This is a genomic window from Stenotrophomonas sp. LC732, from assembly GCF_052446685.1.
In the GTDB taxonomy this organism is placed as follows: Bacteria; Pseudomonadota; Gammaproteobacteria; order Xanthomonadales; family Xanthomonadaceae; genus Stenotrophomonas; species Stenotrophomonas muris.
Genome location: NZ_CP199214.1, coordinates 3,789,829 through 3,815,719, shown reverse-complemented (window position 1 = coordinate 3,815,719; position 25,891 = coordinate 3,789,829). Strand labels below are relative to the sequence as shown.

At 67.5% G+C, this 25,891-nt stretch carries 20 protein-coding genes; 13 read left to right on the top strand and 7 right to left on the bottom strand.

The features are described from left to right. Positions 1-4 precede the first annotated feature (4 nt). On the top strand, positions 5-1,516 hold the full coding sequence (locus ACT6SE_RS18015) for an ATP-binding response regulator (RefSeq protein WP_046432552.1): 1,512 nt from the start codon (positions 5-7) through the stop codon (positions 1,514-1,516). 75 nt (positions 1,517-1,591) lie between these two features. On the opposite strand, the gene ACT6SE_RS18010 is transcribed toward ACT6SE_RS18015, so the two are convergent. Then, positions 1,592-2,335, bottom strand: a complete 744-nt coding sequence (locus ACT6SE_RS18010; protein ID WP_046432549.1) for a 20S proteasome subunits A/B — start codon at positions 2,333-2,335, stop codon at positions 1,592-1,594. Between the two features lie 89 nt (positions 2,336-2,424). Between ACT6SE_RS18010 and folK the strand changes: the two genes are divergently transcribed. Then, complete coding sequence (gene folK / locus ACT6SE_RS18005; protein ID WP_014648428.1) at positions 2,425-2,910, top strand: 2-amino-4-hydroxy-6-hydroxymethyldihydropteridine diphosphokinase; 486 nt, start codon at positions 2,425-2,427, stop codon at positions 2,908-2,910. A 65-nt stretch (positions 2,911-2,975) separates the two neighbouring features. Here the strand turns inward: folK and ACT6SE_RS18000 are convergent, their stop codons facing one another. Continuing rightward, on the bottom strand, positions 2,976-3,713 hold the full coding sequence (locus tag ACT6SE_RS18000) for a pteridine reductase (RefSeq protein WP_014648427.1): 738 nt from the start codon (positions 3,711-3,713) through the stop codon (positions 2,976-2,978). 59 nt (positions 3,714-3,772) lie between these two features. On the opposite strand from ACT6SE_RS18000, the gene ACT6SE_RS17995 reads away from it, so the two are divergent. Together ACT6SE_RS17995 and ACT6SE_RS17990 are read left to right on the top strand one after the other, a co-directional pair. Further along, positions 3,773-4,957, top strand: a complete 1,185-nt coding sequence (locus ACT6SE_RS17995; protein WP_014648426.1) for a class I SAM-dependent methyltransferase — start codon at positions 3,773-3,775, stop codon at positions 4,955-4,957. Then, complete coding sequence (locus ACT6SE_RS17990) at positions 4,954-5,346, top strand: membrane protein (RefSeq protein ID WP_046432545.1); 393 nt, start codon at positions 4,954-4,956, stop codon at positions 5,344-5,346. Before ACT6SE_RS17995 ends, ACT6SE_RS17990 begins: the two co-directional genes overlap by 4 nt. Positions 5,347-5,526: 180 nt before the next feature. On the opposite strand, the gene ACT6SE_RS17985 is transcribed toward ACT6SE_RS17990, so the two are convergent. From ACT6SE_RS17985 to ACT6SE_RS17975, 3 genes are all read right to left on the bottom strand, one after another. Further along, a complete protein-coding gene (locus ACT6SE_RS17985; RefSeq protein WP_046432542.1) occupies positions 5,527-7,884 on the bottom strand; it encodes a beta-N-acetylhexosaminidase in 2,358 nt (785 codons plus the stop codon). Positions 7,885-7,995: 111 nt separating this feature from the next. Beyond that, positions 7,996-10,659 carry a TonB-dependent receptor gene (locus ACT6SE_RS17980; protein ID WP_046432541.1) on the bottom strand — a complete coding sequence of 888 codons (2,664 nt, stop codon included), beginning with the start codon at positions 10,657-10,659 and terminating at the stop codon, positions 7,996-7,998. 143 nt (positions 10,660-10,802) lie between these two features. Further along, on the bottom strand, positions 10,803-11,822 hold the full coding sequence (locus ACT6SE_RS17975; RefSeq protein WP_049420386.1) for a glucokinase family protein: 1,020 nt from the start codon (positions 11,820-11,822) through the stop codon (positions 10,803-10,805). A 376-nt stretch (positions 11,823-12,198) separates the two neighbouring features. On the opposite strand from ACT6SE_RS17975, the gene ACT6SE_RS17970 reads away from it, so the two are divergent. From ACT6SE_RS17970 to ACT6SE_RS17945, 6 genes are all read left to right on the top strand, one after another. Beyond that, positions 12,199-13,491, top strand: coding sequence for a sugar MFS transporter (locus tag ACT6SE_RS17970; protein WP_046432535.1), 1,293 nt, complete (start codon positions 12,199-12,201; stop codon positions 13,489-13,491). Positions 13,492-13,530: 39 nt separating this feature from the next. Beyond that, complete coding sequence (locus tag ACT6SE_RS17965) at positions 13,531-14,598, top strand: LacI family DNA-binding transcriptional regulator (RefSeq protein ID WP_005411045.1); 1,068 nt, start codon at positions 13,531-13,533, stop codon at positions 14,596-14,598. Positions 14,599-14,605: 7 nt separating this feature from the next. Then, the gene (locus ACT6SE_RS17960) at positions 14,606-15,634 is read left to right on the top strand and encodes an SIS domain-containing protein (protein WP_014648419.1); all 1,029 of its coding nucleotides are present in this window, start codon (positions 14,606-14,608) and stop codon (positions 15,632-15,634) included. Then, the gene (nagA, locus tag ACT6SE_RS17955; RefSeq protein WP_046432532.1) at positions 15,634-16,782 is read left to right on the top strand and encodes an N-acetylglucosamine-6-phosphate deacetylase; all 1,149 of its coding nucleotides are present in this window, start codon (positions 15,634-15,636) and stop codon (positions 16,780-16,782) included. The genes ACT6SE_RS17960 and nagA overlap by 1 nt, the downstream gene beginning before the upstream one ends. Then, on the top strand, positions 16,782-17,849 hold the full coding sequence (locus ACT6SE_RS17950) for an acyltransferase family protein (RefSeq protein ID WP_046432531.1): 1,068 nt from the start codon (positions 16,782-16,784) through the stop codon (positions 17,847-17,849). Before nagA ends, ACT6SE_RS17950 begins: the two co-directional genes overlap by 1 nt. A 257-nt stretch (positions 17,850-18,106) precedes the next feature. Then, complete coding sequence (locus ACT6SE_RS17945; RefSeq protein ID WP_046432529.1) at positions 18,107-21,133, top strand: autotransporter family protein; 3,027 nt, start codon at positions 18,107-18,109, stop codon at positions 21,131-21,133. 682 nt (positions 21,134-21,815) lie between these two features. On the opposite strand, the gene ACT6SE_RS17940 is transcribed toward ACT6SE_RS17945, so the two are convergent. After that, positions 21,816-22,250 (bottom strand): hypothetical protein, encoded by a 435-nt coding sequence (locus ACT6SE_RS17940; RefSeq protein WP_046432528.1) that lies wholly within the window; start codon positions 22,248-22,250, stop codon positions 21,816-21,818. 414 nt (positions 22,251-22,664) lie between these two features. Here ACT6SE_RS17940 and ACT6SE_RS17935 point away from each other — a divergent pair, with 414 nt between their 5' ends. From ACT6SE_RS17935 to ACT6SE_RS17925, 3 genes are read left to right on the top strand one after another with little or no spacing between them, the layout of a single operon-like run. Continuing rightward, positions 22,665-23,708 (top strand): S41 family peptidase, encoded by a 1,044-nt coding sequence (locus ACT6SE_RS17935; RefSeq protein ID WP_046432526.1) that lies wholly within the window; start codon positions 22,665-22,667, stop codon positions 23,706-23,708. After that, a complete protein-coding gene (locus ACT6SE_RS17930; protein WP_014648413.1) occupies positions 23,705-24,040 on the top strand; it encodes a hypothetical protein in 336 nt (111 codons plus the stop codon). The genes ACT6SE_RS17935 and ACT6SE_RS17930 overlap by 4 nt, the downstream gene beginning before the upstream one ends. Before the next feature lie 50 nt (positions 24,041-24,090). Next, positions 24,091-24,525 carry an SseB family protein gene (locus tag ACT6SE_RS17925; RefSeq protein ID WP_005419309.1) on the top strand — a complete coding sequence of 145 codons (435 nt, stop codon included), beginning with the start codon at positions 24,091-24,093 and terminating at the stop codon, positions 24,523-24,525. Between the two features lie 68 nt (positions 24,526-24,593). Here ACT6SE_RS17925 and ACT6SE_RS17920 read toward each other — a convergent pair whose 3' ends face one another. Then, a complete protein-coding gene (locus ACT6SE_RS17920) occupies positions 24,594-25,814 on the bottom strand; it encodes a multifunctional CCA addition/repair protein (RefSeq protein ID WP_046432523.1) in 1,221 nt (406 codons plus the stop codon). Positions 25,815-25,891 lie beyond the last annotated feature (77 nt).

Below are 25,891 nucleotides of genomic sequence, written 5' to 3'. Positions count from 1 at the left end.
GCCCATGCCCCTGACCGGTCCCGCCCTGGGGGCGCTGCGCATCCTGCTGGTGGAAGACTCACCAGAGGATGCCGAGCTGATGTCCGAACAGATGCTCGACGCGGGCCTGGACGCCCGCTTCGAGCGTGTCGAGAGCGAGGCGGAACTGCGCCAGGCACTGGCTGCGTTCCAGCCGGACATCGTGCTGTCCGACCTGAGCATGCCGGGGTTCTCCGGTGATGACGCGCTGCGCATCGTGCGCGAGACCTCGCCGGACGTGCCCTTCATCTTCGTCTCCGGCACGATGGGTGAGGAGAACGCGGTGGCGGCGCTGCAGAAGGGCGCCAATGACTACATCATCAAGCACCTGCCGGCGCGCCTGCCGTCGGCGGTGGCGCGTGCGATCCGCGATGCACGCAGCGCGGTGGAGCGTGCACGGGTGGAAACCGAGCTGATGCGCGCGCAGCGCCTGGAAAGCCTGTCGCTGCTTGCTGCCGGCCTCAGCCATGACCTGCGCAACATCCTGCAGCCATTGCTGATCATGCCGGACCTGCTGAAGGCGCGCACCGAGGATCCGCAGCTGCACCACCTGGCCGATGTCATCGCCGAGTGCGGTCGCCGTGGCCATGAGATGGCCGAATCGATGCTGTCGTTTGTGCGCGGTTCGCGCAAGCCGAGCGAGCGCATCGAGATCGATGGCCTGTTCGATGCGGTTGCACTGCTGTTGCGCAGCAACGTGCCCGATGCCGTGCGCCTGGAACTGCAGGTGCAGGACGAAGGCCTGGTGGTCGATGCCAACTACACCGAGCTGCAGCAGGTGATGTTGAACCTGGCGCTCAACGCGATCCAGGCGATGCCCAACGGCGGTCGCCTGAGCCTGACCGCCAGCCATGCCGGCCAGCGCGATGGCGTGGACTGGATGCGGATCTGCGTGGCCGATGAAGGCATCGGCATGGATGCAGACACGCTGTCGCACCTGTTCAATCCGTTCTTCACCACCAAGGCCGACGGCACCGGCCTGGGCCTGATTTCCTGCAAGCGCATCGTCGAAGGTGCCGGCGGCAGCATCCATGTCAGCAGCCAGCCGGGGCAGGGCACCTGCTTCGAACTGCACTTGCCGATGCACGAAGCCAGCGACGGCAGTGAGCCGATCGAGCAGCTGGTGGCCCTGGGCAGTGGCCAGTCGATCCTGGTGGTCGATGGCGAGGCCACGCGCCTGTCGTTGCTCGGCAATGCGCTGTCAAGCCAGGGATATCAGCTGCAGCTGGCCTCCGATGGCCCGGCGGCGCTGCGCTGGATGCAGCAGGAGGCAATGCCGGCGCTGGTGATTGCCGACGCCGGCTCGAAGTTGTTGCCGGCCAGCCAGCTGCTGGGCGAGATGGCCACGCTGGGCTATCGCGGCCCGGCGCTGGTGCTGGAAGACGCAGCGGTGGAGGTGGCGGCCGATGCATTTCCCGCTGGCGTGCAGGTGCACGTGCTGCGCAAGCCGCTGCAGATGCAGCAGGTGTTCCGCGCGGTGTCCGAAGCGCTGGGCTGATGTCGCGGTAGTGCCGGCCGCTGGCCGGCATCCCTGTGTGGTGGGATCAACGCGGTTGCCGGCCAGCGGCCGGCACTACCGTCCGTTGGTTTCCCAGGGAAAGCGCGGCAGGGCGTCCACTGCCTGTTCCAGCCGCCGCGACCAGTTCTGGTGGATGTCCGCATACAGCGTGGAATCCGCACCCAGCCGCAGCTGCTGGCCGATGCGCAGTTCGCCGTCGCGCAGCAGCGCCAGGTCGATCGGCAGGCCCACCGACAGGTTGGAACGGATGGTGGAGTCCAACGAGACGATCGCCGTGCGTGCGGCATCCTCCAGGCGCGTGGCCGGGCTGAGGATGCGGTCGAGGATCGGCTTGCCGTACTTGGATTCACCGATCTGCAGGTAGGGCGTCTCCGGCGAGGCGGCGATGGCGTTGCCGAGCGGATAGATCATGTACAGCCCGGGGCGCTCGCCGGCGATCTGCCCGCCGAAGATCAGCGTGGCCTGGGTATTGACCCCATCGTGGCCATGTTCGCTGTGGTTGGTGTGCACCTGGCTGTCCACCAGCAGCTGGCCGACGTACTCGGCGGCTTCGAACAGGTGGGGCATGTCGCGCAGGTTGGGCACGCGCCGCTCTGCGGCGTCGCGGCCCAGACGCGACACCAGCAGCTGGGTGGTGGCCAGGTTGCCAGCCGCCATCAGCACGTAGGCTGCCTGGCCGGGATACTCGAACACGTGCAGCTTGCGGTGCACGCGCACATCGTCCAGCGAGGCATTGGTCCGGGTGTCGGCAGCGAAGACCAGGCCCTCGTCCACCTCGATTCCAACGCAATAGGTCATGTCGGTGCCCTATCATGTGCATCCCGGATTGTAGGCAGGCCGCCGTGACGACGGCATGTCCACGCCCCCATTGCTGCCACCTGAACCGCATGACGACCGTGCTCCTGAGCCTGGGCAGCAATGTCCAGCCCCGCCGCTACCTCCACGCCGCGGTGGCGGCCCTGCGCGAGCGCTTCGGCGCGCTGCAGGTATCGCCGGCCTACCGTACCGCCGCGGTCGGCTTCGATGGCCCGGCCTTCCTCAACAATGCGGTGGCGATCGAGACCGATCTGCCGCTGCAGGAACTGGACGACTGGCTGCACGCGCTGGAAGACGCGCACGGTCGCGACCGCAGCGGGCCGCGCTTCTCCGACCGGACCCTGGACATCGACGTGGTGTTCTATGGCGACCTGGTGCTGGAAGGCCCGGGGCACCTGCGCATCCCGCGGCCGGAGCTGAAGCACGCGTTCGTGCTGAAGCCGCTGGCCGACATCGCGCCGGGCTTCATCGACCCGGTCAGCGGCCAGGACCTGGCCACGCTGTGGCGCGCGCACCCGCAGTTTGGCGAGGCGTTCGAGGTGGTGGATCTGGAGTGACGGGGTCAGATCCCTTTTCCCGCCGGGAAAAGGGATCTGACCCCGTTGTGGACCCCGGCAACCTTTCAGCTGACCGTACGCCCGCCATCCACGCGCAGGGTGTGGCCGGTGACGAAGCTGGCCTCGGCCACCAGCCAGTACACCGCCTCGGCGATCTCCTCGACGGTGCCGATCCGCGCCAAAGGCGTGCGTGCCAGCAGCGCCTCGCGGGCGAAATCATCCTTGCCCTGTTCCGGCCACAGGATCGCACCCGGCGCTACTGCATTGACCCGCACCTTCGGCGCCAGCTCCAGCGCCAGCGCGCGCGTTGCCATCTCCAGCGCGGCCTTGGCCATGGTGTAGGCGATGTGGTCACGCATCGGGTCGGTGCCGTGCAGGTCGGTGAGGTTGACGATGCAGCCCTGCTGGCGGCGCAGGTAGGGCGCTGCCGCCTGTGACAGCAGCAGCGGCGCGCGTGCATTGACCGCATACAGCGCGTCCATCGCCTCGGCGGTGACCTGGCCGAGCGGGGTGGGGAAGAAGTTGGAGGCGTTGTTGACCAGCGCGTCCAGGCGGCCGAAGTGGGTGACGGCCTGTTCGACCAGATCGGCCAGGGCGTCGGCGTCACGCAGGTCGGCCTGCAGGGCCAGCACGCTGCCCGGGCGCACGTTGTCGAAATCGAACGCAGCCTGCTGCAGCTCGGCGCTGGAGGTGTTGGCGTGCAGCACCACCGACCAGCCACAGGCGTGGAACTGGCGGGCGATGGCCGCACCGATCCGGCGCGCGCTGCCGGTGATCAGGACCACGGGGTGGGTATCGCTCATCGAGGGTCCTCCAAGGCTCGGCTATCCTGTGCACCATTGTCACCGCATTCGAAGACGCCATGCAGCCCACCTTCCCCCTGCCCGAAGCCGATGCCCTGGCCCACAGCGACCAGCTGGCCGCTGCCCTGCGCGCCGAAATCCTTGCGCAGGGCGGGGCAATGCCGTTCTCCCGCTTCATGGAGCTGTGCCTGTACACCCCCGGCTGGGGCTATTACAGCGCCGGCGCCAGCAAATTCGGCGGCAGTGGCGACTTCACCACCGCGCCCGAGCTCGGCAGCCTGTTCGCCGGCAGCGTGGCCAACGCGCTGGCGCCGGTGTTCGCCCAGCTGGGTACGCAGGCGCGGATGCTGGAACTGGGCGGTGGTACCGGCGCCTTCGCCGAAGCGGTGCTGCTGCGTCTGGCCGAGCTGGACGCGCTGCCGTCGCGCTACGCCATCCTCGAACCCAGCGCCGACCTGCGCGAGCGCCAGCAACAGCGCCTGCAGCAGAACCTGCCGGCCGAGCTGGCCGCACGCGTGGACTGGGTCGATCGCCCGTTCGAAGAGGACTGGGAGGGCGTGGTGTTTGCCAACGAAGTGATCGACGCGCTGCCGACGCCGCGCTTCCTGATCCGGGATGGCGAGGTCTACGAGGAAACCGTGGAACTGGACGCCGAAGGCAACTTCATCCGTGGTGCGCAGCCGGCCGACATCCTGCTCAACGGTGCGGTGCGCCACATCGAGCGCTACCTGGAGCGCCCTTTCGCCGAGGGCTACCGTTCCGAGGTGCTGCCGCAGCTGCCGTACTGGTTGCAGGCGGTGGCGGGCGGCCTGCAGCGCGGTGCGATGCTGTTCATCGACTACGGTTACAACCGTGGCGAGTTCTACCAGCACGACCGCGATGAGGGCACCGTACGCGCGTTCTACCGCCACCACGTGCACAACGACGTGCACCGCTGGCCGGGGCTGCAGGACATCACCGCGTCGGTGGATTTCACCGCGATGGCCGAGGCCGGCATGCACGGCGGTTTCGAGCTGGCGGGCTACTGCAGCCAGGCCAGCTTCCTGCTCGGCAACGGCCTGGACCAGGTGCTGTCGCTGGCCGAGGAGCGCACCGATGAAGTCGGCCGCATCCAGCTGCGCGACCAGGTGAAGAAGCTGACCCTGCCGACCGAGATGGGGGAGCGCTTCCAGGCGATCGGCCTGCAGCGCGGCGTCGACTTCGAGCCCGCCTTCGAGCTGGGTGACCTGAGCTGGCGCCTGTGAACGATGCGCTGCCGCTGATCAAGCCACTGCGGCGGCCGCGGCTGTGGACCGCACTGTGGTTCAGCGCGGTGTTGCTGGTGATCGTGGTCTGCCTGATCCCACCGCCACCGATTCCGTTGCCGGAAAACGGCGACAAGGGTGAGCACTTCCTCGCCTATTTCATCCTGGCTGGCAGCGCGGTACAGCTGTTCCGGCACGGACGTCCGCTGCTGTGTGTGGGCGTGGGCCTGGTGCTGATGGGGATCGGCATCGAGTTCGCGCAGGGCGCATTGACCGATGACCGCATGGCCGATCCGATGGACGCGCTGGCCAACACGATCGGCGTGCTGGCCGGCCTGGCTACGGCACTGACCCCGCTGCGCGATCTGCTGCTGCGCTGGCGCGGGTAAAGTTCCTGTAGAGCCGAGCCCATGCTCGGCTTCCTCCCAAAGGCAGCCGAGCATGGGCTCGGCTCTACAGTAGATCCACGCCATGCGTGGATCGATCTCCCAAAGGCAGCCGAGCATGGGCTCGGCTCTACAGTAGATCCACGCCATGCGTGGATCGATTGCGCCAGGACAGGCTTGGGGTCACTTCCCCAGCGTGACCTCATCCAGCACCCACATCGCCGGGCGCGTGTCGCCGGTGAAGTTGATGCACAGGTCACCGGTGCCCTGGGAGCCCTTCGGCAGCGTCGCACGCAGCGTCACGAAGCCATCGGCATCCGGCGTGGCCGGCAGCGGCACTTCGGCCAGCACCTTGCCGCTGCAGTCGCCGCGACGCACCAGCATCTCGCCATGCGCACGCTTGGCCTTCTCGAAGCGACGCTTGGGCTCGTCGTGGGCCAGCTGGAAGTAGTACGGAATACGCCCCGCGCGGACTTCCACGCTGCCGATGCCGTCCAGCTGTGCCTGTGGCCAGCGCCAGCATGGCTGGAAGATGTCCACGTTGAACACTGCGCGGTTTCCCTCGCGCGGGCCATCGTCTTCCAGGCGCAGCACCAGCCCCTTCTTGCCTACGCAGCTGAGCAGTTCGTCACTGCGGCGGCTGAGCAGCGATTGCGCACTGAAGTCCGCGACCGTCGGCTTCGCCGCCAGCATCTGGCCCTGGTAGAACGCGGCGGCCTGCACCGTGGTCGGCAGCGTACTGGTCAGCGGCTGCTGGTACAGCGGCGACTGCGCCGTCACCGGCTGGCCATCGGTGCTGTAGCGCACCTCATAGCCCAGCGGGTTGGCCAGCGACACGGTCACCGTGTTGGCGGCGCGGTTGTCGGTGTAGTCCACGCCCACTTCGAACGGGGTCTGCGCGTAGGCCAGGCCCCAGGCGCGGTAGCGTTGCAGCTGCGCGGGCAGGCGCGCGAGGAAATCGCGGAAGTCGCGATGCTCCGGCCTGCTCCAGCCGGTCTCGGCCACCGCGGCCAGGCGCGGGAACAGGTTGTGCTGCAGGCGCGCATAGGTGCGCGTGTGTTCGGTGAACATGTTGGCCTGCAGGCCGAGGATGTGCCCGCGCTTGTCAGCGGCCAGCTCGGCCGGCACGGGCTCGAAGTTGTACAGCTTGCCGAGGTTGACCTGGGCCGGGCGGCCCGGCGGTTCGTTCGGCGAGGCCGTCTGCAGGTAATCCAGATAGAGGTAGCCCACCGGCGACATGACCACGTCATGGCCAGCACTGGCCGCGGCCAGGCCACCTTCGGTGCCCTGCCAGGACATCACCGTGGCCTGCGGCGGCAGCCCGCCTTCAAGGATTTCATCCCAGCCGATCAGGCGCCGGTCGTGCTCCTCCAGGAAGGTCTCCAGGCGCTTGATGATGTGGCTCTGCATGGCCATTTCATCCTTGATGCCCAGCGCACGCATGCGCTGCTGGACCTGCCTGGAGGCTTCCCACTGGTCCTTGACCGCCTCGTCGCCGCCGACGTGCACGTACTTGGCCGGGAACAGTTCGATCACTTCCTCCAGTACGTTCTGGAGGAAGGTGACAGTACTGTCTTCCACGTTGAACAGGTTCGGGAACACGCCCCATTCGCTGATCGGCTTCAGCGGGGTATTGATCGAACCCAGTTCCGGGTATGCGGCAATCGCTGCGGTCGCGTGCCCCGGCACATCGATTTCCGGAATCACCTGGATATGCAGCTTCGCGGCATAGGCAATCACTTCGCGGATCTGGTCCTGCGTGTAGAAGCCGCAATACGGATGCTCCTTGCCAGTGACCGGATCGATGCCACCGTCGCCGGCCGGCAGGCGGCAGCTGCCCACTCCGGTCAGCTTCGGATAGCGCTTGATCTCCATGCGCCAACCCTGGTCATCGGTCAGGTGCCAATGGAAGGTGTTGAGCTTGTGCGTGGCCATTGCGTCGAGCACGCGCTTGATCTCGTCCAGGCTCTGGAAATGCCGCGCCGAGTCGAGCATGAAACCGCGCCAGCTGAAGCGTGGCGCGTCCTGGATCTGCACCGCTGGCAGCACGCCGTTGCTGCCGCCGGTGGCGAGCTGGGCGAGGGTGGTTGCGCCGTAGAACAGGCCGGTTTCGTTGCCGGCCTGTACCACTACGCCCTGTGCGGTGCTTTCCAGCGTGTAGCCCTCGCCGCTGTCGCGGAAGGTGGGCACGATCTGGAAGCGGATGCCACCGGTCCTGGCCGCCGCCTTGCCCTTGGCCAGCCCCAGGCGCGGGCCGCCACTGCGCGCCAGCAGGTCGGCGAACTGGCTGGCGACGCGCTGTGCGGCCTCGCCTTCGGCCTGCAGCACGGTATCGGCGCGCACGGTGATGCCGCTGCCCTGGCCAGGCTGCACATTGCTGGGGGCGGGAATCAGCATCAGGCTGCCGGCACGCAGCTGCGGGCCGGGTGCCTCAGCGGCCGGCATGGGGTCGGGGGCAAGTGCCGGCAGTGCCGGCAACAGGGCGAGCAGGCTGCCCAGCAGCACTGCGCTGCGCATCCGGGCGCGGGAAGGCTTGACCATCGGTACGACTCCTTGGAACGGTGCGATGAACGCTATACATGAAAAACGCCGGGCCCGGAATGACCCAGGCCCGGCGTGCGTGCACGACTCGGCGATGTTGCCGCCGCTGGATCAGTACTTGAAGCGGAAGTTGAGGTAGTACTGGCGACCGTTGCTGTAGAACGAGGTCGGGATGGCCGCGGTCTGGTAGTACTTGTAGGTCGGGTTGTTGAGGTTCAGGCCATCCAGGGTGATGCTCAGCCAGTCGGTGGCCTTGTAGCTCAGCGACGCCGACAGCGTGCCGAAGTCATCCTGGTAGTACGGATTGGTGCCCGACAGGCTGATCAGGAACGAGGAACGGCGGGTATAGCTGACGCGGGCGCCAAAGCGCTCGTTCTCGAAGTAGGCACCCACGTTGTAGGTGTTCTTCGAGGTGCCCAGCAGGTTGTGCGAGCCGTCCGACCAGGTGTGCGAGGTGGTGCCGTTGGCGTAGGTGTAATTGGCATTGACGCCGAAGTACTCGCCGATCGGCTGTTCGTAGGCCACTTCCACGCCGGTGACCTTGCCGTCCGCATTGATCGGGGTGGAGATCTGGTAGGTCTCAAGCTGGTTGGTCAGTTCGCTGTACAGCTGGCGCGAGACCACGTCGAAGGCGATGTAGTCCTTCAGGTTCATGTGGTACGCGCCCACCGACAGCAGGCCGCGCGGCATGAAGTACCACTCCAGGTTGGCGTCCAGGTTGGTCGACAGGGTCGGCTTGAGGTTCGGATTGCCACCGCCGCCGGTGCGGTTCAGGTCCGAACCGTACGAGGAGGCACCCAGTGCCGAGTAGTCCGGCAGGGTCTGGGTCTGCGAGGCGGCGACGCGCAGCACCAGCGAGTCGTCCAGGTCGAACTTGATGTTGGCGCTGGGCAATACGCGGTTGCGCTTGTTCTGGAAGGCCAGGCGCTCCCACATGCCGAACAGGCTGCTGACATCGGCATCGGCGGCCTTGCTGACGGCGTTGTAGGTGTCGATGTCCTGCTTGATGTTGACGTAGCGCAGGCCGACGTTGCCGCTCCACCAGTCGCCGCGGAAGTTGGCCTGCACGTAGCCGGCGAAGTTCTTTTCCTTCACCTTCCACTCGGCGCCATAGTTGTGGCGACCGGTCGGGCCATCATTGCCGGCCAGCCAGGTGGAGTTGTTGGTCACCGCGTCCTTCAGCGCGCCCGGGGTGAAGTACCAGAGGTTGCGCGGGAAGGTGCCGCCGATGTCACCGGCAAAGCCGCTGGGATAGTTGGCCGTCGCACCGTTCTTCAGCGCGCTCCAGATGTCACCCGGGGTTGCACCTTCCGGCGACAGCGCTTCGCGCTTGTGGTCGGCGAAACGCAGGCCGAAGTCGATCGAGCTCAGCACGCCGCCATCGTTGAAGTACTGGTTGAAGTCGAGCGTGGCCCACTTCTCCTTGTCTTCAGCGGTGACCTGCTGGTTGCCCCAGGTGCCGAAGCTGGTCACGCCGTTGGGCGAGATGTCGCCGCCGACGTTCCAGTCGATCGGCGAGCCATTGCCGTGGGTAGCCCAGCTGGCGCCGCCGCCGTTGGCCAGGGTGACCTCGGCGATGTACTGGCGCGGCGTCTCGCCGGTACCCTTGGTGCTGCCGGCCTGGAACTTGGCGGTCAGGCTGTCGCTGATCTGCCAGTCGGCATCGAAGGTGACATAGCTCGACTTGGCCTTCGACTCGCGGTAGATCATGTCGTACACCGCATAGTCGGTGCCGGGCACGCCCTTGTAGTTGGCGTTGGTCAGCACGCCGTCCTTGACCACATAGCCCGGATCCGGCGCCTGCGACTTGGCGAAGCTGTTGCCGAACATCATGAAGTTGCGGTTGTAGTTGTTCGCCTTCAGCTCGGAGCTGAAACCATTGAGGCCGAGGGTGAGGCTGTCGCTCGGCTTGAACTGCAGCGAGACCAGGCCGCCCTTGCGCTCGCGGGTCTGTTCGAACAGGGTCGAACCCAGCAGGCCCGGAACGTTGACGCCGATCAGGTCCGGATTGGTCCTGGCGACCGGATCGTTTGCGCCGATCTTGAAGAAGCCACCCGGGATTTCCTGCGCTTCACGGCGCAGTTCGCGCTTCTGGCTGAAGCCCTGCACCATCACGCCGAAGGTGCCTTCGTCGTTCTTGTAGTTGAACAGCGCCGAATATTGCGGGTCGTTCGACTTGGCCTGGTCCGAGCGCACCAGGCCGATCGAGCCTTCCGCGGTGAACGGCTTGGAGAATTCCAGTGGCTTGCGGGTGATGATGTTGACGGTACCGGTGGTGCCGCCGTCCTGCAGCTTGGCCTGCGAGGACTTGTTCACTTCCACCGAGCTGACCAGTTCGGACGGCAGCAGCGAGTAGCTGACGCTGCGGCCGACGTTGTTGCCCTGGCTGAGCACGAACCAGTCGGCCGAACCGACGGTGTGGCCGTTGATCAGGGTCTGGGTCAGGCTCGGGCTGGTGCCGCGCAGGCTGACACGGTCGGCTTCGTCGAAACCGCCTTCATCGGCGCTGGACGAGCTGATGTTGACGCCCGGCAGGCGCTGCAGGGTGTCGGCGACGTTGTGCGCCGGCAGCTTGCCCACGTCCTCGGCGGTGACCACTTCCACGCGCGCATTGGCTTCGCGCTTGGTGTCCAGCGATTTTTCCATCGAACCACGGATGCCGGTAACGGTCACGGTGTCCAGGTCGGTGGCGGTCGGGGCAGCCTGCTGCGCGTGCGCACTGAAGGCGATGCAGCTGACGATGGCGGCCGAAAGCAGGGTCTTGCGGGTATTCATGATGTCTCTCCTCATCACTCGATTGGATGCCGGCGGCGGTGTTCGATAACGGTTGCGATGACATGCGCGGGGCGGCGGCGAAGTCCCGTGCGTTGGCGTGCCACGTACTGCGTGCTGCGATTGCGTTGAAGCCTGTTGCGGTGTCAGGCGGCCGACTGCTGCTGCAGGTACCAGCTGGCAGCGCCGACCACGCCCAGCTGGCCGTGTTCGACGACCTTCACCGGGATGCGTGCCAGTGCTTCGCCCATCGGCCCCTTCTGCAGGTAGCGTTCGACGAAGGTGCTGGCGTGCAGGTATTCGCGGATCTGCGGCAGGATGCCGCCGGCCAGGTAGACGCCACCGTGGGCACCATAGAACAGGGCCATGTCGCCGATGGTGCTGCCGAGCAGGCCGCAGAACACATCCAGCGCCTGGCGCGCGTGCGCATCGGTATCGGCCATGGCGGCGGCGGTGACCGCATCGGGGCTGGCCAGCGTCGGTGCCTGCCCCTGCAGCGCGCACACCGCGCGGTACAGGTTCATCAGGCCGGGGCCGGAGATCGCATGTTCGATCGACACGTGGGCGCGGTCGCGCTGCATGTGGCGGACGATGGCCATTTCCAGTTCGGTGCTGGCCGCCAGGGTCGGCTGGCCGGCTTCCGTCGGCAGGACCACCGGGCCGTGCGCAGTGGGGATCCACAGCGCGGCGCCGAGGCCGGTGCCGGGACCGACCACCAGGGTCGGGCCACGCGTGCCGGTGTCCGGCCCGCACAGGTGCAGCACGCCGCTGGCGTCCACCTGCGCAGCGGCATAGGCCACCGCTTCGAAGTCGTTGACGATGTAGACCCGCTGCAGGCCGACATCGGCCTCCACCTGGCGCGCCGACAGTGGCCACGGCAGGTTGGCGGTGATCACCGTGCCGTCCTCGCGGGCGTAGCCGGCGCTGGCAACCACGCAGTGCGTGGGGCGTGGGCCTTCGCCCAGGAAGTCGGACAGGATCGCGCTGAGACCGGCGTGGTCGGCGTTGCAGTACTTGCGGTATTCCAGCACCTGCACCGGATGGGCGGCATCGCCGCTGGCCTGGACCCGGGCCACGCGCACATGGGTGCCACCGACGTCGGCGGCCAGGAACGAGGGCGCGACGCGGGACAGGACATGGGCCGGGGCGGGGTGGCTGGCGGTCACGCGGGCTCCTGCTGCAGGTGGGGCCGGCCCCGGGATCGGGAGCGGCGATTGGGCCGGAGTCTGTAACCGCGCTGACAACGATGTCAACGAGTTCGTGACACTTTCGTTGCTGCGCCGCAACGAATGCGCCACGTGGTAAACGTTTACATGGCGTGAATGCGGGATTCACGCGGGAACCGTTGTGCCATGGGGCTCAAGCCGCGCAGCGCATTCAGCGAGATGCACGGCGACCGCCTTGCGCAGTGCAACATGAGGCGCAGGGGGCGTCGGACGGAAGTTGACAAACCGCAGCTGTCCATCGAAAGAATGTGACAACGTTGTTCCCAGCCACTCTCCGACGCCGCGTTCTGCGGCTGTCGCCGCAGGAGCCCTCCTGATGTCCGCCGTCCCCGCTGCAAGCGCGCGCCCGAACGTGGCCACCTCCATCGCCATCGTCGGCGTGCTGTTCTTCCTGATCGGCTTCTTCACCTGGCTCAACGGCCCGTTGATCACCTTCGTCAAGCTCGCCTTCGAGCTCAGCGAGGTCGGCGCCTTCCTGGTGCTGATGGTGTTCTACCTGTCCTACTTCTTTCTGGCGCTGCCCTCGTCGTGGATCCTGCGCCGCACCGGCATGAAGAAGGGCCTGAGCCTGAGCCTGCTGGTGATGGCCGGTGGTGCCGCCCTGTTCGGCGAATTCGCCACCCAGCGCTGGTACCCCGGCGCACTGGGCGGCCTGTTCGTGATCGGCAGCGGCCTGGCCCTGCTGCAGACGGCCATCAACCCGTACATCTCGATCCTTGGGCCGATTGAAACGGCGGCACGCCGCATCGCGCTGATGGGCATCTGCAACAAGATCGCCGGCATGCTGGCGCCGGTGCTGATCGGCACCCTGGTGCTGCATGGCATCGGCGACCTGGACAAGCAGGTGCAGGCCGCCGACGCGGTCACCAAGGTCGCGCTGCTCAACGAATTCGCCGCCAAGATCCATGCGCCGTACCTGGCGATGGCCGCGCTGCTGGTGGTGCTGGCGGTGGCCGTGCTGTTCTCGCCTCTGCCGGAGATCAAGTCCTCCGAAGCCAATGCAACGCCGTCAGGTGCACCAGGAACCGCCGAGCGCCGCAGCATCTTCCAGTTCCCGCATCTGTGGCTGGGCGTGCTGTGCCTGTTCGTGTACGTAGGCGTGGAGGTCATGGCTGGTGATGCGATCGGCACCTACGGCCACGGTTTCGGCTTGCCGCTGGACCAGACCAAGATGTTCACCTCGCTGACGCTGGGTGCGATGTTGGCCGGCTACGTGGTCGGCCTGCTGGCGATCCCCGGCCTGGTCTCGCAGTCGCGCTACCTGACCATTTCGGCAGTGATGGGCGTGGTGTTCTGCCTGGGCGCCTGGGCTACGCACGGCTACGTCTCGGTGGGCTTCGTGGCGCTGCTGGGCTTTGCCAACGCCATGATGTGGCCGGCCATCTTCCCGCTGGCGATCCGCGGCCTGGGCCGCTTCACCGAGACCGGCTCGGCCCTGCTGGTGATGGGCATCGCCGGCGGCGCGATCATTCCGCAGCTGTTCGCCGTGCTCAAGCAGCACATCGACTTCCAGCTGGTGTTCGTGCTGCTGATGGTGCCCTGCTACCTGTACATCCTGTTCTATTCGGTGGTGGGCCACCGCGTGGGCCTGCCGCAGGACCGGAGCTGATCGGCGATGATGGACGGCAGCCAACCCCAGGAAAAACCGATGCGCAGAGCGACCATCAAGGACGTTGCCGAAAAGGCCAAGGTCTCGCTGAAGACGGTATCGCGGGTGATCAACAACGAGCCCTCGGTGATGCAGGCCACCCGCGCGCGGGTGCTGCGTGCCATCGCCGAGCTCGATTACGAACCCGATCCGTCCGCGCGCAACCTGCGCAGCGGCACCACCTTCGTGATCGGGCTGGTCTACGACAACCCGAACCCGTACCACATCATCGGCGTGCAGAACGGCGTGCTCGCCGCCTGCCGCGAGACCGGGTTCGGCCTGCAGATCCATCCCTGTGATTCCAGTTCGCCGCTGCTGGCCGATGAACTGGCTGACTGGGTGCAGCGTTCGCGCCTGGCCGGGCTGGTGCTGACCGCACCGATGTCCGAGCGCCGCGACCTGATCCAGGCGCTGACCGCGCGTGGCATCAAGCTGGTGCGCATCATTGCGGCCACCGAAGATCCGGCCGACGGTGCCTGCGTGTTCGTCGACGACCGCGAGGCCGCCTACGAGATCACCGAACACCTGATCCAGCTGGGGCACCAGCGCATCGGCTTCCTCTGGGGCGGCAGCTCGCACCGCTCCTCGGGCGAACGCTATGCCGGTTATGAGGCCGCGTTGAAGGACTACGGCATGACCGTGGACAAGCACCTGGTGGTGCAGGGCGACTACACCTTCGACGACGGTTTCCGTGGCGCGCGCCGCCTGCTGGCGCTGCGCGAACCGCCTACCGCCATCTTCGGTTCCAACGACGAAATCGCTGCCGGCGTGCTGGCCGCCGCCAAGTCGGCCGGCATGAACGTGCCCTACGACCTGTCCATTGCCGGTTTCGAGGACAGCCCGTTCTCGCGCCAGTCGTGGCCGCCGCTGACCACCGCCAAGCAGGCCACCGAAGACATCGCCCGCCATGCCGCGCGCCTGCTGATCGCGCAGCTGCGCAGCGACGCCTACGACGATGCGCCGGCACCGCTGCACAACCAGGGCTTCGTGCCGCAGCTGGTGGTGCGCGGTTCGACCGCGCCGATGCGCCCGGCCGGCGCACGCCCCCTTCCTTCCGATCCTGCCTGAGCCTGCCATGTCGCTGTCAGACCCCACCGCTACCCTGATGTTCGCCGAGGCCGCTGAAGCGGCCGACGTGGTCGCGCGCCAGTTCTCGCGCAACCACGCCACCCTGGAAACCCTGGCCGCCAGCCTGCGTGCCGCGCCGCCGCCGTTCGTGGTCACCTGTGCACGCGGCAGCTCCGACCACGCCGCCACCTATGGCAAGTACCTGCTGGAAACCCAGCTGGGGCTGGTGGTCGCGTCGGCCTCGCCATCAGTGGGCTCGGTCTACGCCGCACCATTGCAGCTGCGCGGCGCACTGTTCATCGTCATCTCGCAGTCGGGCAAGAGCCCGGACCTGCTGCGCAACGCCGAGGCGGCCAAGGCCGCCGGCGCGCGCGTGATCGCGCTGGTCAACGTCGAGGATTCACCGCTGGCGCAGCTGGCCGACACGGTCATCCCGCTGCATGCCGGCCCCGAGAAGAGCGTTGCAGCGACCAAGAGCTACCTGGCCTCGCTGGCCGCATTGCTGCAGCTGGCCGCGTACTGGAAGCAGGACAGCAGCCTGCGTGCGGCGCTGGACCTGCTGCCGGACGCGATGCGTGAAGCCTGGCAGTGCGACTGGAGCGCGGTGACCGAGGGCCTGGTCGAGGCCACCAACCTGTTCGTGCTCGGCCGCGGCCTGGGCCTGGGTGCGGCGCAGGAAGCGGCGCTGAAGTTCAAGGAAACCTGCAGCCTGCACGCCGAAGCCTACAGCTCGGCCGAGGTCAAGCACGGCCCGATGGCGCTGGTCGGCCGTGGCTTCCCTGTGCTGGCCTTCGCCCAGCCGGACGAGACCGGCGCCGGTACCCGTGCGGTGGTCGATGAATTCACCGCACGTGGTGCGCAGGTGTGGATGGCCGGTGCCGGCGGCAACCTGCCGGTGGCTGCCGCGCCGCATCCGCTGTGCGCACCGCTATTGACCGTGCAGAGCTTCTATCGCGCCATCAATGCGCTGGCGCTGCGCCGTGGCTTCAACCCGGACCTGCCGCCGCATCTGAACAAGGTTACGGAGACGGTGTGATGGTGACGGTGCTGCGCAATGCCCGCATCCTGGCCAGCGATGAGTTCCGCGACGACCTGGCGGTGGTGATCGAGGACGGTCGCATCAGCGCGCTGCTGCCCGACGCAGCACCCCAGCTGGGCCACGCGGCCGAGCAGGTGGACCTGGGAGGCGGCTGGCTGCTGCCCGGCTTCATCGATGTGCAGGTCAATGGCGGCGGCGGCGCGCTGTTCAACAACACGCCGGACGTGGCGGCACTGCGCACCATCGCGCAGGCGCACCGCCGCTTCGGTACCACTGCGATGCTGCCGACGCTGATCAGCGATGACGTGGCGATGATGCGCGAAGCCATCGGTGCGATGCGCGAGGCCATTGCGCAGGGCGTGCCGGGCGTGATCGGCATCCACCTGGAAGGCCCGTACATCGCGCCGGCGCGCAAGGGCACGCACGATGCCAGCAAGTTCCGCGTGCCGGACGAAGCGGAGATTGCGCTGGCCGCATCGCTGGACAACGGCGTGACCCTGCTGACGCTGGCCCCGGAGCGCGTGCCGCTGGAGACCATCCGTGCGCTTGTCGAGCGTGGCGTGATCGTCGCCGCCGGCCACACCGCCGGGACCTACGAAGAGATCCGCGCCGGGCTGGATGCTGGTGTGCGCGGTTTTACCCACCTGTACAACGCGATGTCGCCGCTGCAGGGCCGCGAGCCCGGCGCGGTGGGCGCCGCGCTGGAAGACCGCGACAGCTGGATCGGCATCATCGTCGATGGCGTGCATGTGCACCCGGCCAGCCTGCGCGTGGCGTTGGCGGCCAAGCCGCGCGGTCGCCTGCTGCTGGTGACCGATGCGATGCCGCCGGTTGGAGCCGACGATCCCAGCTACGTGCTGTATGGCGAAACCATCACCGCCATCGATGGCGTGGTGCGCAATGCCGCCGGTTCGTTGGCCGGCTCGGCGCTGGACATGGCCACCGCCGTGCGCAATACCGTGCAGCTGCTCGGCCAACCGCTGGCCGAAGCGGCGCGCATGGCGTCGACCTATCCGGCGCAGTTCCTCAACGTCGACGACCGCCTTGGCCACATCGCCGAGGGCTACCAGGCCGACCTGGTGCTGCTGGACGACGCCCTGCAGGTCCGTGGTACCTGGATTGCCGGACAGTACGAGGCCGCCTGATGAACAGTATGCCGCCACGCCGTCTGGGCTCGATCGATGCCCTGCGCGGCATCACCGTGGCGGCGATGCTGCTGGTCAACAATCCGGGCGACTGGAGTGCGGTGTTCGCGCCGCTGCGTCACTCGGAATGGCATGGCTGCACGCCCACCGACCTGGTGTTCCCGTTCTTCCTGTTCCTGGTGGGTGTGTCGATGGCCTTCAGCGTGGCACCGCGCGCGCTGGATGCCGCTGCACGGCCAGCATTGGCGCGCGGGGTGCTGGAGCGTGCACTGCGCATCCTGCTCGCCGGCGCGTTGCTGCACCTGTTGATCTGGTGGGCGCTGCATACCCATCACTTCCGCATCTGGGGCGTGCTGCAGCGGATTGCGGTATGCGCAGCGTTGGTGGGTGTTCTGGCGGTGTATGCGCGGCCGCGCGTGCAGGCTGGCGTGCTGGTCACGCTGCTGGTGGGCTACACCGTGCTGCTGCTGGGCATCGGTGATCTGGCGCCATGGACCAACCCGGCCAGCCGCCTGGACACCACGCTGTTCGCACCGTGGATCTACCAGTGGCACGCCGATACCGGACTGGGCCATGACCCGGAAGGATTGCTGAGCACGCTGGGTGCGCTGGCCAGTACCGTGCTCGGCCTGATTGCCGGTGGCCTGCTGCGCAACGGTCGTGCGGCGGCATTGGCTGGCCTGGGTGTGGCAACCGCCGTGCTGGGGCTGCTGCTGGCCACGGTGCTGCCGTTGAACAAGCAGCTGTGGACGCCCAGCTATGTGCTGTGGACCGGCGGCCTGGCCGCGCTGGCGCTGTGGCTGGGCCATGTGTTGATCGACCAGAAGCGATGGCCGCCGCTGGGCCGCCGTTTCGGGGTCAACGCAATTACCGCCTATCTTGGCGCATCGGTGATGTCGGTGGCGCTGATGGCGACCGGCGCGTGGGGCTGGATCTGGCAGCAACTGGCCGCCGCGATGCCGCACGCGCTCGAGCTGGCGTCGATGCTGCAGGCGCTGGCGTTCGTCGCGCTGTGGTGGGGCGTGGCGTGGTGGCTGGACCGGCGGAAGATCTATCTGAAGATCTGACGGCTCCGGGTCGGATCCCTTTCCGCAGGAAAGGGCTCTGACCCAACCCGGGAGGCCACCTCATCCAGACATGGGCATGACCCCGCAAAGATGAACGATTTCAGGCACGTAGAGGTGGGGTGATGCCCGATCAGGTTCGCATCTGAACTGTGATGATCGGCACGCAAATTCACCTGCCGAAACCGTTCACCATGGCGCAGACTTCGCTCGCAGTACCGCATATCCGCAGTTCCTGATCCCCTGTCCAGGAGTGCTGTATGTCCCGTGCCGTCCCGCGCGCAGTGCGTATGCGCCGCCTCACTGTTTCCGTACTGCAGGCTTTGGCTGTTCCCTCCGTCATGCTGTTGACCGCCAGCGCCGCCTGGGCCGGCTGTGACAGCGTTGCCCCCGTCGCCGGCCAGACGGTCACCTGCGATGCCAATGCGCCGAACCCGCAGACCGTTCCCGTCACCGCCAATGGCGCCGCCGGCATCACCGTCACTGTCGCCAGCACGGCGCAGCTGCAGCAAAGCGGTGGCAGCAGCGCGATTTCGCTTGTCGGGGCCGGTGGGCACCTGTTGTCCAACCTGGGCACGATCAGTTCGGTGGGCGGCGTGGCGGTGCAGCTCGGTGGCGGCAGCCGCGTCGAGAACTCGGGCAGCATCAGCACCGGCAACAACACCGCCCTGCAGTTCGTCGGCGCGGGCGACAGCGTGCTGGTCAACCGCGGAACGATCAGCGGGCGCACCGGCGTGCAGTTCGGTGCCGGCAATGATCGCCTGGACATGCAGGCTGGCAGCATCAGCGGCAGTGTGCTGCAGGGCGATGGCAATGATGCGCTGCTGCTGGACAACGGTACGATCGACAGCGTCGACCAAGGCAGTGGCGATGACCAGATGACCGTCACCGGCGGCACCGTCACCGGCGTGGTGGCGCAGGGCAGTGGCCGCGATGATTTCGTCATGAGTGGCGGCACGGTCGGCGCGCTGCAGCAGGGCGACAACATCGATACCTTCCGCATGAGCGGTGGCCGCATCATCGGTGCGTTCGAGGATGGTGACCAGGCGTGGATGACCGCTGGCCGCATCGGCCGGGTCAACATGAAGCTGGACAAGAACCTGTGGGACCAGTCCGGCGGCACCGTGGACGGCAACGTGGTGACCGGCTTCGATACCGACACCATCATCATCTCGGGTACCGCCTACATCGGCGGCAACATCAGCGTCAGCGGCGGCAACGACAGCGTGACCATCACCGACGGCACCGTGCGCGGGCAGGTACTGCTCAGTACCGGCAACGACACCTTCAACTGGAATGGCGGCGGCATCGTCTACGGCGCGATCGACATGGGGCCGGACAACGACGTCGCCAACCTCGGCAACCTCAACCAGGGCAACCTGGGGGCGGTGCCGCTGTTCGACGGTGGCGGTGGCATCGACCAGCTCAACTTCCACAACGTCAAGACTGCCGGCGTGGGCCGCTTCCAGAACTGGGAGGCGATCAGCCTGGCCAACAGCACAGAGCTGACCTTTGATGGCGACCTGGTGCTGGGCGACAGCGGAACCGGCACCGGCACGCTCACCGTGGACGACACCAGCACCGTCTACGCGGGCAGTGGCGGCCATGCAGTCCGTCCGTTCAACAGTGGTGCACTGGTGGAGATGGCCAATGCCGGGCGCATCGACCTGACCGGCACCGGCGCAGGCGACGTGTTCACCGTGCGTGGCAACTATCGTGGTGACGGCGGTGGCCTGTACCTGCGTACCGTGCTGGGCGCGGACAATTCCAGCAGCGACCGCCTGGTGATCGATGGCGGAACCGCCACCGGTACCACCGGCATCGGCGTGCTCAATGCCGGCGGCAGCGGCGCCGCCACGCTGGCCGATGGCATCCTGGTGGTGCAGGCCTTGAATGGTGGCCGCACTGCGCCGGGCGCGTTCTCGCTGTTCGCACCGGTTGCAGCCGGTGCCTACGAGTACTTCCTGTTCAAGGGTGGTGTCAGCGCCGGCACCAGCGAGAACTGGTACCTGCGATCGACGCTGGTGACCGGGCCGACGCCGGCACCCAACGGCGGCGGCACTGCCACGCCACCGCCCCTGACGCCGCCGGTCGCACCGCCGCCGGCGATCACCCCGGCACCGCCGCCGCCGCCTGAAGGCGCTACCGATCCGAACCTGACCGCCGGCGAGGCCGCGCCGCCACCGCCGCCACCAGAACCGGCGCCGGTGGCGCCGCCCAGCGACCCGGCGGTGCCGGACGTGCCGGTGGCCGGCGGTGCGTTGCCCGGTACCGGCACCCCACCAACGCCGGGTGCACGCCCGGCCGAAGGCGCGGTGGTGCCGCTGTACCGCGTGGAGACCGCCGCCTACGCCGTGGTGCCACCGCTGCTGCGCGAGACCTCGCTGGCCAGCCTCGGTACCTTCCACGAGCGGCAGGGCGAACAGCGCCTGCTGTACAACCAGGGCATATTCCGCACCGCCTGGGGCCGGTTGGTGGGGCAGAGCAGCGAGATCCACTGGAGGGGTGATGCGCAGCCGGGCTTCGATGGCGATGTGATGGGCCTGCAGGCCGGTCTCGACGTGTGGGCTGCGGCGTCTGACAACCACCGCAACCAGATCGGCGTATTCGTTGGCCGCACCCGCGCGCAGGGCAAGACCACGGGTCTGGCACTGGGCTGGGAGAACGTGCAGGTAGGCCAGAACCGCCTGGATGACAAGCACGTGGGCCTGTACTGGACCTTCACCGACAGCAGTGGGGGTTACATCGACGCCGTGGCGATGCAGAGCCGCTACGACGGCCGCGTGCGTTCCTCGCGTGGGCTCGGCTTCGGCCTGAGCGGCGACGGTACCAGCGTGTCGGTGGAGGCGGGCAAGCCGCTGCTGCACTTCGGGCAGTCCGCATGGTGGCTGGAACCGCAGGTGCAGGTGATCTGGCAGCGCACTTCGCTGGATGACCGTCGCGATGAAGTATCGAGCGTGCGCTTCGACAACGATAACGCCTGGACCGGCCGCATCGGCCTGCGCCTGGCGGGCGATTACCAGTTGGCCGACAACGGCTGGCAGCCGTATTTCAAGCTCAATTACTGGCATGGCCGTTCTGGTGAAGACCGCATCCGTTTCGACGACGACGTGATCATCAATTCGCAGCGCTCACGCGCGCTGGAAGCCGGCGTGGGTGTGGTCGGGCGTTTCAACCGAACGATCAGCGCCTATGCCGTGGCCGACTACACGCGCGAACTGGGCGGCGACCGCAACGAGAAGCGCCGCATCATCGAAGGCAACATCGGCCTGCGTGCGGACTGGTGACAACCGCAACCTTGGGTAGGTGCCGACCTTGGTCGGCACGAGTCCCACCGACGCCACGACGCTGCTCTGGTAGGTGCCGACCTTGGTCGGCACGAATCCCACCGACGCCATGACGCCGCTCTGGTAGGTGCCGACCTTGGGCGGCACGGATCCCACCGGCGCCATGACGCCGCTCTGGTAGGTGCCGACCTTGGTCGGCACGAATCCCGCCGGCGCCATGACGTAGCTCTGGTAGGTGCCGACCTTGGTCGGCACGAATCCCACCGACGCCATGACGTAGCTCTGGCAGGTGCCGACCTTGGTCGGCACGAATCCCACCGACACCATGACGCTGCTCTGGTAGGTGCCGACCTTGGTCGGCACGAATCCCACCGGCGCCATGACGTTGCTCAGGTAGGTGCCGACCTTGGTCGGCACGAATCCCACCGGCGCCATGACACTGCTCTGGTAGGTGCCGACCTTGGTCGGCACGAATCCCACCGACGCCATGACGCCGCTCTGGTAGGTGCCGACCTTGGTCGGCACGAATCCCACCGGCGCCATGACACTGCTCTGGTAGGTGCCGACCTTGGTCGGCACGAATCCCACCGGCGCCATGACGCCGCTCTGGTAGGTGCCGACCTTGGTCGGCACGAATCCCACCGACGCCATGACCTCCGCGCAGCCGAGCATAGGCTCGGCTCTACAACAGCGGTGCGCATGCATCCGGTTCCACCAACGCCCCGGCATGATCGGCCAACACGACCACCGCATGTAGCAGCCCTTCCTCCACCTGCGGCGGACACTGCGCCTGCGCATCATCCATCTCGCGCGCCGACTGCGCCGCCAGCAACACGCCCCCACACGCAGACACTGCCGCCAGGCAGCGCGTTGCCTCGGCCAAGTCCCGGCCGCGCGCCTCGCTGAGTTGCCGTTCGCGCCACGCCTGGCCGTCGGCCGCGTGGCTGTGAGCGATGCCGCGCAGCCGCGCGAAGAATGCGGAGGGCGGCGCCTGTTCGTCGACTTCGGTGAGCGCATCTTCCAACGCTTCGGCTGCGGCGTTGGACAGCTGCAGGCCGGGCAGTGCACCACCGAGCAGTGCATGCAGGCGTGGATAGGTGGGGTGGGGCGTGTTCATGGCGGCAACCTCACGAGGCGAGGCCACCTGCGGGATGCAAGGTGGCGGGCGGTGCGGGTTGGCGTGCCGGTGAAGCTCTTCACGAGGAATGACGCCGGCGGATCCGGGGATCCCCTCGCACCGCCCGCCGCAGAACGACGGACGGTGCATTGTTCGGGCCGGCAACGACGTTGCAAGCCTGCTCGTGAAAAACTTCATTCAGGACGCCAATCCCGACCAGCGCAGGAGGCGCCGGCAAAGCCACCTTGGCGCGTTGTACGGCGCGATGACATGGGCAAAGTTGTAATGTTGTGATCGCAGTGAGCGTGTCTGCCTGCAATCTGCGGAGGAGGCAAATACGACAGTTCGCGCGTGGCGCAAGCGATCATGCCCCGGTTATGCTGCGGTCCTGATTCAACGACAAGGAAGCGTCGCATGCAGGTTCGCAAGGGAGTGCGTCGCATCGGCGCGCTGATGCTCGTGTTGCTGGCGACCGGCGCCATGGCCGATACGCCAGGCGCGGTCGAGATGCCCTCGCCGGAGGCCCAGGCTGAGATCCTCAACCTGCTTGAACGCCAGGCGCTGTATCGCGACCGGGTGGACTGGCCCGCCATCCGCATCCGCCTGCAATCGGCGCAGGGGGATCCCGTGCAACGGCTGGCCGTTCTGCGCGAAGCCATTGCGCTCAGCACCGGCCACCATGGTGCGTGGACCACGACCCAGCGTCAGCGCGAATCCCTAGCGCGTGCGCAGCAGGCCGGTGCCGCCGCCGTGGACCGGGCCAAGGCCGCTGATGCGGTGGATGCGCGCATCGGCTGGGTGGTCATCGAGGGCTATGCCTCCTCGCCGGGCGCGACGCCGCAGGAAAAATTCCGCCAGGACATCCAGCGTGCCGCGCGATGGCAGCAGGTCATCCGCAGCAAGGACGACGGCGCGCGCTGTGGCTGGATCGTCGACCTGCGGGACAACGGTGGCGGCTCCATGTGGCCGATGCTGCTGGGCATGGCCCCGCTGTTGCGCACCTCGGTGGTGAACAACGAGGACGTCGGCGCGTTCGAAACCGCGCAAGGGCCGCAGCGCTGGACGTTGACGGCGACTGCGGTGCAGCTGGCGGGCAGGCCGCTGCTGGACTTCGGCCAGTCCGGCCATGTAGTGCGGCAGCCTGGCGCACCGGTGGCGGTGCTGTTCGGGCCCCGCACCGGCAGTTCGGGCGAGGCCTCGGTGCTGGCGTGGCGTGGCCGCCCGCAGGCGCGGAGTTTCGGCCAGCCGACCGCGGGTGTCTCCACCGGCAATGTCGTGCACACCCTTGCCGATGGAAGTCGCCTGCTGCTGACCACCAGCGTGATGCGGGACCGCAATGATCGTGGCGATGGCTTGAAGATCGAACCCGACCAGCGCGTCGAGGGTGACGCGGCCACTGTGGCCGCCGCCCAGGCCTGGCTGCTGGCCCAGCCCGCCTGCCAGGGCAACCGGACATGATCCTGATCGGCCAACAGGAACGGGTGCTGATCGTCGGCCCCACCGAAGCGCACCACTGCCTGCGCTGCCAGACGGAAACCGAGTTCGCGCCGCAGCTGCGCTACAAGATGGCGCGCATCGACCTGCTGTTCGGCTTCACCTACCAGCGCCGCTACGAGCTGGCCTGCACCCGGTGCGAGCACGGCTGGGTGCTCGATACCGAGACCATGGACCAGCAGCTGGGCGGGGTGCCGATCCCGTGGCGGCACCGCTTCGGCCTGCCGTTGATGCTGGTGGGGGTCGCCGCGCTGGCGGTGGCCGGTTGGATGTGGCGGCACGGATACATCGGTTGAGGACCGGGCCTGTTAAAGTCTGCCCTGCAATCACGTACCGGAAACCGACCATGGACCACGACACCCCGTTCGAACCCCTCAACGATCTCGAGGTGCGCCTGCTGCAGGCCCAGGACGGCACGCTGACCGCAGCGCAGTTCCTCGACGGCCTGCTGACCTCGACGGCGTTCGTGCTGCTGGACAAGGCCATTGGTGAGGATGGCGCCTGGGACGAGAGCATCTCGCCGCTGGTGCTGACCAGCGAGAGCGGCGAGCCGATGTTCGCGGTGTTCACCGCGCCCGAGCGCGCCGGCCTGTGGCACGAGCAGCTGCCGCAGTTTGCCCATGCCATGCCGATCGCGGTGCACGCGCTGCTGGCCGGTATCGGCGACGGCGTCGGCCTGGTGCTGAACCCGGGCCTGGACGTGGGCATGGAGATGATTCCCGATGCCGTGGCCCAGCTGAAGCAACGTGCGGCGGCGATTACCCGTGGGATGGCGCACTGAAGCCAGTGATATAGGGGTGCCGGCCAGCGGCCGGCACTGCCCATAGCAGTACGCGCGGACGTTGCGGATCAGCGGGCGGCGGCGATGGCTTTCACCCGCGCCTTGGCCAGCGCTTCGCCGATGGCCGGGCCCTTCAGATGCGTGGTATCCAGATCCCGCGCCTGCACTGACAGCGCCGCCTGGTGCAGGCGCTTGAGCGTTTCGCCCTGGGGGTAGTCGGCGTCCTCGAAGCCGAGCCGGCCGCGCTTGTCGGCCTCGCAGCACAGTGCGATGCGGGCCACGCGTTCCGGCCGGCGCAGCGCATCACAGCGGCCCAGCAGTTCCAGCACGGTGGCATCGCGCAGTTCGTCGATGCGGTGCACGTTCAAGTGCTCGCGACACACCGCTTCGGCCAGCTGCTGGTGTTCGGCGGGAATCTTCAATCGTGCGCACAAGGCCTTCAGCGGCTTGATGCCGCGTTGCTCGTGCATGATGTGGCGCGGCCACTCCTCCGGCGGGGTCAGGCCCTTGCCCAGGTCATGGGTAAGCGCGGCAAAGCCGACCAGGTCATCGCCCGGCGCCAGTTTCGCGGCCATGTCGCTGACCATTTCCTGATGGATGCCGGTATCGACCTCGGGGTGGAACTCAGCACGTTGCGGCACGCCATACAGCGCTTCCAGCTCGGGCAGGATCGGGCCCAGGGCGTGCGCATCGTGCAGCGTACGCAGGAAGGCAGAAGGCCGCTCACTGACCAGCGCCTTGCGCAGTTCCTGCCAGACGCGTTCCGGCACCAGCGCGTCCAGCTCGCCGCTGGCGGCGACCTCGCGCATCAGCGCCATGGTCTCTTCGGCGACGGTGAAGCCCAGTGGTGCGAAGCGCGCCATGAACCGGGCCGCGCGCAGCACGCGCAATGGATCTTCCACGAACGCGGGGCCGACATGGCGCAGCACGCGTTGCTCGATATCGCGCACACCGCCGTAGGGATCGACCAGCGTGCCGGTGTCTTCGTCGCAGGCAATCGCGTTGATGGTGAAGTCGCGGCGCTGCAGGTCTTCTTCCAGCGTCACTGCCGGGTCGGCATCGACCACGAAGCCGCGGTAGCCACGGCCGGATTTGCGCTCGGTGCGCGCCAGCGCGTATTCCTCAGCGGTCTTCGGGTGCAGGAACACCGGGAAATCGCGGCCGACGGCGGTGAAGCCCTGCGCTTCCATCTGCGCGGGCGTGCCGCCGACCACCACCCAGTCATGGTCGCCGGCAGGTCGCTGTAGCAGGCGGTCACGCACGGCGCCGCCGACAAGATAGATCTTCATGGCTGGAATCATCGCATGCCCGGCGCAGACGCACCGGTAGTGCCGGCCGCTGGCCGGCAACCGCAGTCACCCCGAAG

Excerpts from the sequence above, each read along its gene's own strand:
- ACT6SE_RS17970 (WP_046432535.1), top strand. The coding sequence starts at position 12,199 with ATGTCCGCCGTCCCCGCTGCAAGCGCGCGCCCGAACGTGGCCACCTCC.
- ACT6SE_RS17965 (WP_005411045.1), top strand. The coding sequence starts at position 13,531 with ATGCGCAGAGCGACCATCAAGGACGTTGCCGAAAAGGCCAAGGTCTCG.
- ACT6SE_RS17960 (WP_014648419.1), top strand. The coding sequence starts at position 14,606 with ATGTCGCTGTCAGACCCCACCGCTACCCTGATGTTCGCCGAGGCCGCT.
- ACT6SE_RS18015 (WP_046432552.1), top strand. The coding sequence starts at position 5 with ATGCCCCTGACCGGTCCCGCCCTGGGGGCGCTGCGCATCCTGCTGGTG.
- ACT6SE_RS17935 (WP_046432526.1), top strand. The coding sequence starts at position 22,665 with ATGCAGGTTCGCAAGGGAGTGCGTCGCATCGGCGCGCTGATGCTCGTG.
- ACT6SE_RS17920 (WP_046432523.1), bottom strand. The coding sequence starts at position 25,814 with ATGAAGATCTATCTTGTCGGCGGCGCCGTGCGTGACCGCCTGCTACAG.
- ACT6SE_RS17995 (WP_014648426.1), top strand. The coding sequence starts at position 3,773 with ATGCAGCCCACCTTCCCCCTGCCCGAAGCCGATGCCCTGGCCCACAGC.
- ACT6SE_RS17985 (WP_046432542.1), bottom strand. The coding sequence starts at position 7,884 with ATGGTCAAGCCTTCCCGCGCCCGGATGCGCAGCGCAGTGCTGCTGGGC.
- ACT6SE_RS17940 (WP_046432528.1), bottom strand. The coding sequence starts at position 22,250 with ATGAACACGCCCCACCCCACCTATCCACGCCTGCATGCACTGCTCGGT.
- nagA (WP_046432532.1), top strand. The coding sequence starts at position 15,634 with ATGGTGACGGTGCTGCGCAATGCCCGCATCCTGGCCAGCGATGAGTTC.
- ACT6SE_RS17950 (WP_046432531.1), top strand. The coding sequence starts at position 16,782 with ATGAACAGTATGCCGCCACGCCGTCTGGGCTCGATCGATGCCCTGCGC.
- ACT6SE_RS17925 (WP_005419309.1), top strand. The coding sequence starts at position 24,091 with ATGGACCACGACACCCCGTTCGAACCCCTCAACGATCTCGAGGTGCGC.
- ACT6SE_RS17980 (WP_046432541.1), bottom strand. The coding sequence starts at position 10,659 with ATGAATACCCGCAAGACCCTGCTTTCGGCCGCCATCGTCAGCTGCATC.
- ACT6SE_RS17945 (WP_046432529.1), top strand. The coding sequence starts at position 18,107 with ATGTCCCGTGCCGTCCCGCGCGCAGTGCGTATGCGCCGCCTCACTGTT.
- ACT6SE_RS18010 (WP_046432549.1), bottom strand. The coding sequence starts at position 2,335 with ATGACCTATTGCGTTGGAATCGAGGTGGACGAGGGCCTGGTCTTCGCT.
- ACT6SE_RS17930 (WP_014648413.1), top strand. The coding sequence starts at position 23,705 with ATGATCCTGATCGGCCAACAGGAACGGGTGCTGATCGTCGGCCCCACC.
- folK (WP_014648428.1), top strand. The coding sequence starts at position 2,425 with ATGACGACCGTGCTCCTGAGCCTGGGCAGCAATGTCCAGCCCCGCCGC.
- ACT6SE_RS18000 (WP_014648427.1), bottom strand. The coding sequence starts at position 3,713 with ATGAGCGATACCCACCCCGTGGTCCTGATCACCGGCAGCGCGCGCCGG.